Origin of the sequence: Rhodopirellula sp. JB055, assembly GCF_043100905.1 — a bacterium.
Classification (GTDB): Bacteria; Planctomycetota; Planctomycetia; order Pirellulales; family Pirellulaceae; genus Rhodopirellula.
The window spans coordinates 1-12,344 of the sequence record NZ_JBICHO010000473.1 but is presented as its reverse complement, the minus strand read 5'-3'; the positions used below and the strand labels follow the sequence as shown (position 1 = coordinate 12,344).

General features: G+C 55.6%; 7 protein-coding genes and 2 pseudogenes. 5 read left to right on the top strand and 4 right to left on the bottom strand.

Annotated features, from left to right (window positions below; translation table 11 throughout):
• The 3 genes from ACF8AM_RS18695 to ACF8AM_RS18685 form a co-directional block, all read left to right on the top strand.
• The coding region (locus ACF8AM_RS18695) for an SDR family oxidoreductase (protein WP_392557101.1) at nucleotides 1-926 on the top strand (926 nt) is incomplete at its 5' end.
• Nucleotides 927-1,083: 157 nt separating this feature from the next.
• Nucleotides 1,084-1,710 carry an SOUL family heme-binding protein gene (locus ACF8AM_RS18690; RefSeq protein WP_392557100.1) on the top strand — a complete coding sequence of 209 codons (627 nt, stop codon included), beginning with the start codon at nucleotides 1,084-1,086 and terminating at the stop codon, nucleotides 1,708-1,710.
• 832 nt (nucleotides 1,711-2,542) lie between these two features.
• On the top strand, nucleotides 2,543-3,085 hold the full coding sequence (locus ACF8AM_RS18685; RefSeq protein ID WP_392557099.1) for a thioredoxin family protein: 543 nt from the start codon (nucleotides 2,543-2,545) through the stop codon (nucleotides 3,083-3,085).
• Between the two features lie 231 nt (nucleotides 3,086-3,316).
• On the opposite strand, the gene ACF8AM_RS18680 is transcribed toward ACF8AM_RS18685, so the two are convergent.
• The 4 genes and pseudogenes from ACF8AM_RS18680 to ACF8AM_RS18665 all read right to left on the bottom strand — a co-directional run bounded on the left by ACF8AM_RS18680 (nucleotide 3,317) and on the right by ACF8AM_RS18665 (nucleotide 10,586).
• The gene (locus ACF8AM_RS18680) at nucleotides 3,317-6,178 is read right to left on the bottom strand and encodes a PAS domain S-box protein (RefSeq protein ID WP_392557098.1); all 2,862 of its coding nucleotides are present in this window, start codon (nucleotides 6,176-6,178) and stop codon (nucleotides 3,317-3,319) included.
• Entirely contained in the window at nucleotides 6,178-6,945 is a 768-nt protein-coding gene (locus ACF8AM_RS18675; protein ID WP_392557103.1) for an ATPase domain-containing protein, read from the bottom strand. Before ACF8AM_RS18675 ends, ACF8AM_RS18680 begins: the two co-directional genes overlap by 1 nt.
• Before the next feature lie 48 nt (nucleotides 6,946-6,993).
• A pseudogene (locus tag ACF8AM_RS18670) lies at nucleotides 6,994-7,689 on the bottom strand (ATPase domain-containing protein); the annotation flags it as partial.
• Nucleotides 7,634-10,586 (bottom strand): annotated as a pseudogene (locus tag ACF8AM_RS18665) (PAS domain S-box protein). The pseudogenes ACF8AM_RS18665 and ACF8AM_RS18670, both read right to left, overlap by 56 nt.
• A gap of 519 nt (nucleotides 10,587-11,105) precedes the next feature.
• On the opposite strand from ACF8AM_RS18665, the gene ACF8AM_RS18660 reads away from it, so the two are divergent.
• On the top strand, nucleotides 11,106-11,756 hold the full coding sequence (locus ACF8AM_RS18660) for a methyltransferase domain-containing protein (protein WP_392557097.1): 651 nt from the start codon (nucleotides 11,106-11,108) through the stop codon (nucleotides 11,754-11,756).
• A 411-nt stretch (nucleotides 11,757-12,167) separates the two neighbouring features.
• The coding region (locus tag ACF8AM_RS18655; RefSeq protein WP_392557102.1) for a type II secretion system protein at nucleotides 12,168-12,344 on the top strand (177 nt) is incomplete at its 3' end.

Below are 12,344 nucleotides of genomic sequence, written 5' to 3'. Positions count from 1 at the left end.
TCATGGTGACACCGAAATGGGTCAAAACAGAAACCCAGCCCGTCGCGATTCGAGATGTTCTGCGCTACCTCGTCGATTGTGTGAATGTAGAAGAAACGGCCGGCCAGACCTTGGACATCGGCGGCCCGGCCGTCATGTCGTATCGCAATGTGATGCAGGTGATGGCAGAAAAACTGAAACTCCGTCGCCGAATCATTTTGCCCGTCCCCGTTTTGACTCCTTACCTCAGTAGTCTGTGGATCGGGTTGGTCACGCCGGTCAGCAGCAGCATTGCCCGACCGCTCTCAGAAGGATTGAAGAACCGCACCGTTTGCCGGAACGACGACGCTGTGCGATTGATGCCTGGTGAATGCTTGGGCATCGAAGCCGCAATCGAAGCAGCTTTGGGCAAAACACAACAAGGCGATATCGAAACACGTTGGTCAACGGCGGGCAAAATTCCAGGCGACCCAGACTGGTCCGGCGGAACGACGTTGACCGACCGCCGCGAGATCACGGTCCAAGGATCGGTCGAGCAAACCTTCGCTGAGATCCGATCGATCGGCGGAGCCAACGGATACTGGGGTGCCGGGTTCCTCTGGCGAGTTCGCGGTTGGATGGACCAAGCGATCGGCGGTCCCGGTCTACGACGCGGCCGTCGGCATCCGCGTGATTTGCACTATGGCGAAGCGGTCGATTTTTGGCGAGTCACCAAACTGGTTCCCAACGAACGCCTGACCTTGCGAGCCGAGATGAAGCTGCCCGGCGAAGCGGAACTCGACTTCCAATTGAAACCGTGCTCCGTCGATACAACCCAAGTCGTCATGACAGCCAGATTCCGCCCCAAGGGTCTGCTGGGCTTGGCATATTGGTACGCGGTGTTGCCTCTGCACGGCCTTGTCTTCCCCGTCATGCTTCGCGGCATCGCGAAAAACGTTCAGCGGTAGGCTCTTGTGTGGGACGATTTTGCTTCGATCGAACGAGTGGTCTGTCAAAGCTAAAAACAAGTCCTGACAGACCACTAGCCAGCCATCTATGGTTCACCGGTCGACGATTCGTTGTTCGATCTGTCGTCATCAACCAGCGAAGCGCAAAGGCAATCCGATGTCCCGTCGAAGAATCATGACTGTCGCAACCATCGCCGCTCTGGTCACCGGCGGAGTGTTCCTGCTGAGCCGAACCACGCGTGCGGGTTACGAATCGGCGGAATACAAAGTCATCGAGTCCGACGGCGAGTTCGAAATTCGCGAGTATCCTGACCTGATGCTGGTCGCCACAAAGACCAAAATCGATGCTCAGGGCCGGGACGGCAGCTTCATGAAGCTGTTTCGCTACATTTCAGGAGCCAACGAAGCTGAACAAAAGATTTCCATGACGACTCCTGTCTTCATGGAAAACGACCAGGCCGACTCGGAAGTCCAGATGGGATTTGTGATGCCCAAGGAAGTCGCGGTGGAAGGCGTTCCCTCGCCGACCGGCCCCGACGTCGATGTCCGCAAACGCGCGGGCGGACGCTTCGCCGTGATCAGGTTCCCAGGCAAGTTGGACAAAAAACTCGCCAAGGAATCCGAAGCCAAATTGCGAGCCTGGATGGAATCCAAAGGCCTGACCGCCGCAGTCAGCGAAGACACCGAGTCGAGCAAAGCCAGCGGAGTCGAAGCGGCATCTTACGACCCACCCTTCACTCCCGCTCCCCTGCGTCGCAACGAAGTCCTGATCCGGTTGAAGTAGTGAGCGGTCCGCTACAATGGAAGCATGCCGTTCAACAATTGCCAGCAGTGTCGTCGTCTCTTTCATTTCCTGGAGCCAACGCATCGCATTGAATCCGTAGGAAGCTGGCCGAGTGATTTGGACTCGCTATGTCCAGAATGTCGACGGAAGATGCTCCACAGCCAACATGGATCCAAAGCGGCCGAGCACACCCCGGTCGAAGGCAAGTCGGGAGATACAAAACGCTTTGACGGAGGGGCGTGAAGAATCAGCCGTGGGTTTCCGTCTGCAATCGCGGTGCCGTGAAGAACCGTTCGGTATCAAGTTCGGTTGGAGCGGAGCGGCGCGAGTCCCCCGTTGTGTCACCGGAGCGTTCGCGCCCTTCCGCTACCTTTTGAATCCCGAAGTTGTCTCCGAATGGTTCCTAATCCGGAAGAGTTTGACGAATGGTTCGTCCAGTTGGTTTGCCCAACTTCCAGGTGGACAGATCAGTCGAATCGGTCTGACAAGACAGCTCTTTCGAGGGCCTCTTCTCGTCGGCAGCGACCGCGTTGACTGTTCAAGCAGGTCGGCAGGAATGATCGGGCATCACCATCTGCGCCTTTTGGGCGTTAGCCTGGACTGCGAAATGTTTGGTCTAGACAGCGTTTCAAGACGCGGAGGTTTTGTCCCTCGACTTCGCCCCAACGGTGCAGCCCTACGCCAGCCCAGGGCAACGCCCTGGGTTTTGGCTGCGGGCGTGATTTGTGTCAGCGGGAAGTGAATGAAATTTTCTGAAAATCGGTGTCGGGCAGCGTGGCGAAATAGCGGGTGTCTGGTTGAGGACTTACCCGACCGTCAATCGAGAGCAATCATGAACGACACCGAATCTGAACTTCCGCCCGTTGAATCGATGGATCCAAGCCCGCAGCCAAAGCCCCTGTTTCATTTTTGGCGTTGCTTCTGGCTGACGTTTCTTGTGGTGTCGCTGGGCTATGCCTGGCATTGTTTCTACGTTCCCGCGAACGAGATTGCGTGGGTGAAAGACTACGCCTCGGCGAAGCAGCAAGCAGCCAAGGCTGACAAACCGATGCTTCTCTCTTTCACTGCCAACTGGTGTGTTCCCTGCCGCGTCATGAAGCGTCAAGTTTGGGCCGATTCGCAGGTGAAGGAATTGGTCAATGCGGAGTTCGTCCCCGTGGCGATCGACGTGGGCAATCCGGAAAACACGGAGGTCATGGCGGCTTACGCCGTTCAAGGTCCGCCGGTCACCATCGTTTACGACTCCCAAGGGAATGTGTTGGATTGGCGAGCGGGCCGAATCAGCAAACCGATCTTCCTCGAATTGCTTGATTTGTCGCATTCGCCGAGCGGTGGTTTCGAAGCCACTCGACATGTAGCCGACTCAGGCCCTTGAGTCGGCCCAACCCGCAGATCAACCAGAAGCTCTGGTTCTAAGCCGAATGGGACGGCCGTGAAGGGGGCCATCGCTTTTTCTTTGTCGACTGAGGGCCTCAGTCGACCACGCGGGGCGTATTGTCGAAGATGCTCTTCCTCGGTCAGCTAGCAAAGCTCAACCCTTCGCGAGAGTTATCGTTTGAGCTGGATTGGGGTTGGTTAAACAGACTCTTTTCCACGGAGGTAGAGGCTACGACTTCAGCAGCCGATCGATCATCGCGATCAGTTTTTGACTGTCGAGTGGTTTGGTCGTGTAGTCGGTGCAGCCGGCAGCCAAGCACTCATCGCGATCGCTCTTCATTGCATTGGCGGTCAACGCGACGATCGGCAGTTCACAACCTCGACGGCGAAGTTCCGTGGCGGCTTCGTAGCCGTCCATGACCGGCATTTGCATGTCCATCACAATCAGATCGACATTCGAATCGGCTTCCCCGCAGATGATGTCGATGGCTTCCTTTCCGTTGGTCGCCGTGACGACATTGCCACCGGCCTTTTCAATGAAGTGCTGAGCGAGATAACGGATGTCGCGACGGTCATCAACGACCAGAATGTTGGCGGAAAGTTGGATATCCTCTTCGACGTTTTCTGCCGAAGCATCGATCAACAGGTTGGGTTCCACCAATCGACCTGAAGAGACCGCTTCGATCACAAGCGTGAATGTGCTGCCTCGTCCATAGGTGCTTTCTACTGAGACGTCTCCGCCGAGGGCATGAGCCAAGCGGCGGCAAATTGCCAGTCCCAATCCGGTCCCGCCGAAGGAACGCGTCGACGTGCTGTCCGCTTGAACGAACGGTTCAAACAACGACGCTTGATCTTCCGGTTTGATCCCAATGCCCGTGTCAACGATCTGGAAAACCAATCGACAATGGTTGGCATCCTCTCGTTCTAGTTTGGTGGAATCCCGGCTGGCGTCGTCGTCGTCCCGGCCTTCGGGCCCTTCGTAACTGACCAGGATTTTGACCTCCCCGCTGTCCGTGAACTTGATCGCGTTGCCGACCAAATTCAACAGAATTTGGCGAAGCCGGACGGCGTCCGTTTCGATCAAGTCGGGGATGGGGCCATCGAACTCGATCTTGAGTGGCAAATGCTTTTCTGACGCTCGCACGTCCATCAAGGAACGCACTTCCGCGAGCAGTCCGTCGGGACGAACCCGTTCGGTCTCGAGCTGCATCTTTCCCGAATCGATCTTGGACAAATCCAAGATGTCATTGATGATGTTCAGCAAAAAGTTGCCATTGCGGCGGATCGTTTCGACCACCTGAATGTTGTCTGGATCCTTCAGATGATCCTTTAAAATGTCAGCGTGCCCGAGGATCGCTGCCATCGGGGTCCGGATCTCATGCGACATGTTGGCTAGAAATTCACCACGGGATCGGTTCGCGTTTTCGGCCGTCACCTTGGCTTGTTCGAGCGACTGCTCAAACGCTTTGCGATCGTCGACATCAATGACATACCCGGTGTAACCGGCGAATGCGCCTTCGGAGTCGAATCGTGGCTGCCCGACATCGACGGCCCAGCGGTAGTTCCCATCCGCCATGCGCAGGCGGTACTCCAACAAGACCGGTTGCCGGGCCTCCGCTGCGGTCAAAAATTCTTGACCGGCACGTTCACGGTCATCGGGATGAGTCGCGTTCGTCCAGCCAAGGCCCATGCCTTCTGTTTGGGTCTGACCCGTCGTTTTGTACCAGTTCTTGGACAAGAACGTGCACATATGATTCTTGTCGGTCACCCACAGCATCGCTGGCGACGCATCGGCGATCTCGCGAAAGTACCGCTCACTTTCACGAAGTGAGTCCACCGACTGCTGACGTTGGGTGTTGTTGTAGAAGTGGCAAACGACCCCGTGGCGGTTGTCCGGCAACACGATTCGCTCGATCGACCAATCGTAAGCCTCGGTCTCATTGGTATCAACTCGCCGTTCTACCAGCGGTGGCGCCACATAAGGCTCGCCGGTTTCGAGCGTGCGTCGAAACACACGAATCGCTTCCTCGGCGAACTCGTTTGGCCAGATGGTTCTCATGACCTCGCCGAAGGGTCTGCCGATCAATGGCTCTGCGTTTGCGAAGACAGTGCGTGCCCCAGCGCTCACGTAGCGCATTCGAAAGTCTGCGTCAACGACGTACAAACCTTGCGGGTTGTCGTTGATCAATCGTCGGAACGTTTCGTGTGACTGACGCAGTTCCATTTCCGCTGTTTTGCGTTCTGTGATGTCCCATTGCAGACCGGTGTAACGGAGCGTCTTGCCCGACTTGGACTTGATCGGTTCACCGACTGCCACCAACCAACGCTTGCCATGCTTGGGGTGATTGATCCGAAACTCGCTGCGGAAAGAAACGTTTTGTTCAATCGCGCTGGACCACTGCTGGGCAATTTCTTCTCGATCTTCTTCCACGATGGAAGCGAACATCGCCGACTCGCTGGGCGAAACGTCCTTTCCAAATCCATGCAAACGGCGAAAAGCACCGGACCAATACACATGCGTTTTGCTCCATTCCCATGGTGCCATTCCGCCCGCCTGAATGGCCATGTCCAAGCGGCGTGCTTCGCGGCGGAGTTGCGTTTCTGTGCGATCTTTTTCGAGCAGCAGATCGCGCACCTCGAATTGCCGCAACCGATCTCGCAGTTTGGCTTGCACCGTGTTGAGAAAGACAGCGATCCGCAGTGGGCGGTTGATCAACGTGACGTGTTCGATCGAGAGAACCCGTTTGAGCAGTTTCGAATCTGGGTCGCCGGGCTGCAGCAGAACCAAAATTGGTACCTCCGACCACTTCGGTTGCTGGTCAAGAGCAACCTTCAGTCGGGCGATCGCGGCATCGGTCAGATGCTCTTGTGCGATCAAGGCGATGCCAGCGCCTTGCAAAATGGTATCGGCAAAAGACTCGATGGTTTCGCAGCAATGAACCGAGATCTTGTTCTCGGTCAAAATCTTGGCGCACAGTCGAGCATCCTGCGGCGTCGGTGCAAATGCAACGACACGCTGGTTGTGGCTATCCTGTTCGGAAACCGTTTCGCTCCATTCGTCTGCGAGCACTGCTTTGCGAAGCGAGTCCATCAGCTCGACCGACCTTCCCGATCGATCAAGGACTGCTGTTCCCCTTTGAACTCAGGGACTCCTGTCAAGATCCCACTGAACTTCTTCAGCGGAGGTCCGATTTCGACCCCACGGTGACTGAGTTTGAATTCGCGAATGGTCCGTTCATGCCGGCCCGTTCGTTTTTTGATCACGGAGATCGCTTGTCGGATTTCGCCATCGGCTTCGAAGTAGCGAAACAGCACCACCGAATCCGCCAAGTAACTGGTGTCGACCGGCGTTCCCATGCCCTGTCCCAGCATCCCGTGCTGCGCGACAACCACCAGTGTCAGGATGCCGCGTCGGCCGAGGTACTGCAGCATTTCGTGCATCTGAATGATCAGAAATTTCTCATGAGGCATCGCATTCAAATATCCATTGATGCTGTCAATCGAAACGATTCCAACCCGGCGTCCTTGATCATCCGGTTGAACAGAATCGCGAATCAAGCACGCGAATTCGCTGGGAGTGATTTCACCTGGAATCAGATGGATGACTCGGATCAATCCGTTGTCCACGTGCGTTCGCAAATCGAAACCAAGGCCTTCCGCACGGGCAAACAGGGCTTGCATGCTCTCCTCGAATTGAAACAGCACGGCTCGTTCGTTCCGCTCCGCGGCTGCAATCGCGAACTGCAATGCCATCGACGATTTCCCGACTCCTGCTGGCCCCAGCAACAGAGCACTGGTCCCCGCATTCAGGCCTCCGCCGAGCAGTTCATTGAATTCTTTGTTGCCACTGTCAATCAAATGCGTCTTGGAAACCTCTCGCGGCGGGTCGGACGATTCACGTGGATAAACTTTCAGTCCACCACGTACGATCCGCAAATCATGTGCCCCACCAATGAAGCTGTTCCCACGATGCTTCAAGATCCGCAAACGGCGTCTCTCTCCCCCATAATCGGAAAGCAAATGTTCCAGCCGAATGACTCCATGAGCGATGCTTTGCAGATGCTGGTCGTCCTTCCCGGAGTAGTCGTCCAGCAACAGCACCGTGCATCCGCGACCAACGAAAAATTGCTTGAGCGTCAGGATTTGTCGACGATATCTCAGTGACCCTTGCGACAACAAACGCATCTCAGACAACGAGTCAAACACGACCCGTTTCGGCTGTCGTTCTTTGACGCGTTCCAAGACGCCGTCGACGGTGGTGCTGAGTTCGATTTCTGAAGGCTCAAACATCGTGTACTGCAAACGCGCATCCTCGGCGGTCTCGGTGTCGACCAACTCATAGATGTCGATGTGGTCGAGTGACCAACCATGTGAGGCCGCGACGCCCTCCAGTTCAGCTTTGGTTTCCGAAAGCGTGACGTACAACCCGCTTTCACCCTTGCGTGCACCTTCCTATAGAAATTGCAGGGCCAATGTTGTCTTGCCGGTACCGGGAACGCCTTCGACCAAGTACAGCCGATCAGCGGTCAGTCCTCCATGCAGGATGTCATCCAGTGGCTGGCTGCCCGTGCTGAGTTTCGAAGGTGAGTTTTGCGTCGTCATTCCGTCTGTTGCCTTTGTGTTCGACCTTCGTCTGATCTTGGCGTTGTGAATTGGGCGATCAATTCAATCATTCGCTTCGAATCGATCGGTTTGGAAAGATAGTCGTTGCATCCCGCTGCCAGGCATTCGTTCATGTCACCTTGCATGGCATCGGCGGTGAGCGCAATGATCCAACCTGAATAGCCAAGCCCGCGAAGCGTCCGAGCTGTTTCGTATCCATCCAGGTTGGGCATTTGCATGTCCAGAAGGACCAAGTCTGGACAGATATCATCGTCCAAGTGGTCCTTCATGTAATCCACCGCGAATTGTCCGTCTTCGCACTCGTCGACCGTCGCGCCCGCTTTGGTGAGCAACGCTCGGCAAAGGAAACGAATGTCACGGCGGTCATCGACGACGAGCACACGGCAACGTAACGGTTTCTCGACGCACGCCAACCGGTTGCCGCCAGTGCCGCACTCCCCCGCATTCGATTTGGACGACATTTCATCTTGATTCGCGTCGAATGTGTGCGAGTAGTCTACCATCGCGACATCCGTCAAGTCGCCGACCGCGACCGACACGGTGAATGTGCTGCCCACGCCTTCCGTGCTGCTGGTGATGATTGTTCCGCCGAGCATCTCGGTCAGACGTTTGCTGATCGCCAGTCCCAAGCCGGTTCCGCCAAAGGTCCGCGTCACGCTGGCGTCACCTTGCGAAAACGGTTTGAAAAGACGTTTCTGTTGTTCGTCACTCATCCCGATGCCGGTGTCGACGATGTCGATGTGCAGCAACTTGTTGAATCGAACTCGGATATGCACCCAACCGGTATGAGTGAACATGATCGCATTGCCCACCAAGTTGATCAGGATCTGCTTCAATCGTTTGCCATCGGATTCGATTACTTTCGGCAGCAACCCGATGTACTGAACATCCAGTGAAAGGCCATCTTCCTTTGCACGCACCTCCATGATGCTGCGGACGTCTTCGATCAATCGAGCGGGCTCGAATCGTTCGCGGTGAACCTCCAGTTTGCCGGCTTCGATCTTCGACAAATCCAAGATGTCGTTGATGATCTCCAGCAAGTAGTCGCCGTTGCGTCGGATCGTTTCTAAATGCTCGATGGCTTGCGGGTCTTGGATCATGTCCCGAACCAAATCGGCGTACCCCAAAATCGCCGTCATCGGTGTCCGGATTTCATGCGACATGTTCGCGACGAAAACGCTCTTGGATTGGCTCGCCGCTTCAGCAACCGCTCGCGCTTGCTCGAGTTCGAGTTGTGACTCAGCCCGCTCGATTCGCAAGTAAACCATCTCGGTCAGGTCGTCTAAGAACCGGATCTCATCGTCGCGCCATTGATACGGTTTATCTTTGGTGACGAATAACGTGCGGTGCAACGTCTTGGTTGCTTCGAAAGAACCTTGTGTGACCGCCGCAATTCCCAGCGTCTCAAATAGCTGGATTTTGTCGGCACTGCGCCCCGATTGGCTGATGTCATCGATCCGCACCGGACTGCCCGATTCAATTTCTCGCATCTCGCCTTCGCTGAGAAAGTCAGCGATCTGGTGAGTCCCAACGATCGGAGACAAATCATCGACATGCGATTCATAAAACACCTCCGTCGTTTGCGCGTCCAATCGAATTCGAGCCAAATAACAACGCGACGCGGAAAAGTGCTCGCGGATACGCCGCGTTGCCAGTTGCATGATCGCATCGGGATCCGTCAGCTCACTGAGTTGTTCCAGCAACTCGGCGCGAACGCGTGCCTTGACTTGCCGTCGCAGATCGGTCGTGACATCCATCGTGACGCCAAAGAAATCGCCAATCCCTCCCTTCCCATCGCTGATGGCCTGCCCGATCGCCCGAATCCAGCGTTGATTGCCCGATGGCAAATCAATCGTGTAGTCTTCGCGATAGCTGGAAAAATTCTGCAACGAATCCGTGATCGCGGCCACCACTCTTTCGCGATGGTCCGGAGAAATCCGGTTGGTGAAATCGGCGAGCGAAACCTCCTCGTCTTCCGCGAATCCCCACATTCGTTTCAGGGGTGCGTCCAGAATCAAACGCTGCTCATTGGGATCCCAACCCCAAGCCGCGATTCCCGCGAAAGCCATTGACTTGTCGAGTCGTGCAGCGGCACGTTTGCGTTCGACCTCCGCCCGATGCCGGTCCCGAATATCGATGCCCGAAGGAATCAAATACTCGATCTCCCCCGCATCATTCGTGACCGGAGCGATCATGAAATCAATCCGGACGCCTTCCTCTCCATAGGAAAACAACGACACGTCGAAGCGAACCATTTCACCTGCGAACGCCCGCTGCATCGCCTCTCGCACCTTGTCAGCCACCTTCGGGTCGTATGTCCACCATGGTGCGTCCGCGAAGGGCTTGCCGATCACGTCCTCGCGAGCCACCTTGGCGATCTCCAAGCTTCGATCATCGACCTCCACCAAGGTGCCGTCGCGGTCGATCACCCCTACCAAACCAAGTTGATGGTTGATGACCCGTCGCAAGTGAGCCTCGCGTTCGGCCGCCTCCGCTTGATGTTGCTTTCGATCGCTGATGTCCGAGTTCATTCCAACCCAACGGTCGATCGAGCCATCGGCATTTCGCTGAGGCACCGCACGAACTTGCATCCAGATGTATTTTCCGTCGTGACGGCGCAGTCGATATTCCATGCTGAATGGAATGCTCTCGCGAATGGACTTTTCCCAAGCCGCGATCGTCGGCTCGCGGTCGTCGGGATGCAATGCTTCGAGCCATCCAAAACCCATCCACTGATCAACCGTTTGTCCGGTGAAAGAACGCCAACTGGGAGAGTCCTCCATGACGGTACCCATGTGGTCGGTGATCCAAACAATTTGTGAGGACACCTCCACCAAAAGCTGAAACAACTCTTGGCTTCGCCGCAGTTCGGCCACTTCGGTGGCTGTGACTGCGAATTCGTCACCCGGCTCCGGTTCACTATCTCGCTGGTTCATGATCGAGTCGCCGGGGCAAACAGAGACAATCCACCGAAGAAAACAACTGCCAAATTGAGCGGATTCCCCGACCCGCGAAGCCGATCAAAGCAACTGCGAAGCCAATCGGATTGACCTGCAAAGCCACCCAAAAATGCTCCGCAGCGAACAATGGGGAAGGAAACCGGGTTTGTCATTCAATTGGCACTCATCCGATTTCCAACACACTCTTGCATAACCGCTTATGCGAAGTTCATTCAGCACCCATCCGCGCTGCTTAAATTGAAGCCGCCCACCAACGCGGCGTCAATCCAATGTCGCGGCAAAGGAATGGTGCCAAAGGCAGCTTCGGGAACCGATCGGAGTGAATCGTTCTCACTTGGTAGGCAACGTTCCGCTCCAATCCCAAACTCGATTTCCACCCGTTTGAAACGTTAAACTTTGGTTTTGCAGAACACTCACGAGCACTTCGAAAACGATATGTCAAGCAACCCAGCCGAGCAGTTTTACGATCGCATCAGCCACGCCTACGATTTGATCGCCGACGGAGGTGAGCACGTCGCACGCGAACGAGGCTTGCAACTGCTGGCCCCGCAGGCCGGCGAATCCGTGCTCGAAGTCGGGTTCGGAACCGGGCATTCTCTGCTTGCGATTGCAGAAGCGGTTGGTGCCGAAGGCAAGGTTGCAGGCGTTGATATCTCGTCTGGCATGAAAGACGTCGCGGCCAAACGACTTCAGCAAGCCGGCGTGCTCGACCGGGTGAGCCTGATCGTTTCTGACGTGCCGCCGCTACCATGGGAAGACAACCAATTTGATGCCATCTCGATGAGCTTCACTTTGGAATTGTTTGCGTCAGAAACCATCCCAGCGGTTCTCGCCGAATGCCGTCGTGTTCTTCGGCCAGGCGGACGCTTGGGCGTTGTCAGCATGGCGACCGTGGCAGATGGAGACCCCGAAAGCGTGCTCGAGAAAACTTACATCTGGATGCACACACATTTTCCGCACATTGTCGATTGCCAACCGATCCCACTGGAAACCGTGGTCGAATCCGCTGGTTTCGAGATCACCAAACAGGAACGCGTGGATCTGTTCACCATGCCCGTCGCGATTGTCGTTGGCGTTCCACAGTGATTCAGTACCGGTTGATCACGCACCGGCGTCTCTCCGAGAGCCGTCATTTGCGTGAGGTTCTGCCTGATCATTCCTACCGAGCTGCTTCGTGCTCGGATGACCCGACAAGGGTTCACAATCCAGAATCAAAAGGCTTGCCACCAGTGTTGATGCCCAGGACACAATCATCACCCTGGATTGCTCGGTTCGAGCACGCAGGGTGAAGCGTGAACACCTTAAGGGAGGCTGATTCACCGTAGGGAGGTTCACTGTCAATCATTCTTCCCCGGGCCGTCGCAAAACGACATAAGAGGGGCGAGGAAATTCATTGTCGAACGATTCTAACACGGATAGCTTTCAAGAACACTTTTCAGTCATCGGCGTTCGCCGAAGGTTATCTGGCCTTGCAATTCAATCGACGTGCACAGAGAGATGCGGTCGCATCCGTCCAAGCGTCTCTTCGTCAGTCAACAATTGCCTGACTGCTTTTCATTGAACGCATTCAAGCAGGGGATCGGTATGACAAATTCAACCCGGCGACACGGTTTTACGTTGGTAGAACTGCTTGTCGTCATCGCAATCATTGGGGTGTTGGTAGGATTGCTCCTG

Coding starts and splice junctions, on each gene's coding strand:
- ACF8AM_RS18690 (WP_392557100.1), top strand. CDS start 1,084: ATGTCCCGTCGAAGAATCATGACTGTCGCAACCATCGCCGCTCTGGTC.
- ACF8AM_RS18685 (WP_392557099.1), top strand. CDS start 2,543: ATGAACGACACCGAATCTGAACTTCCGCCCGTTGAATCGATGGATCCA.
- ACF8AM_RS18680 (WP_392557098.1), bottom strand. CDS start 6,178: ATGGACTCGCTTCGCAAAGCAGTGCTCGCAGACGAATGGAGCGAAACG.
- ACF8AM_RS18660 (WP_392557097.1), top strand. CDS start 11,106: ATGTCAAGCAACCCAGCCGAGCAGTTTTACGATCGCATCAGCCACGCC.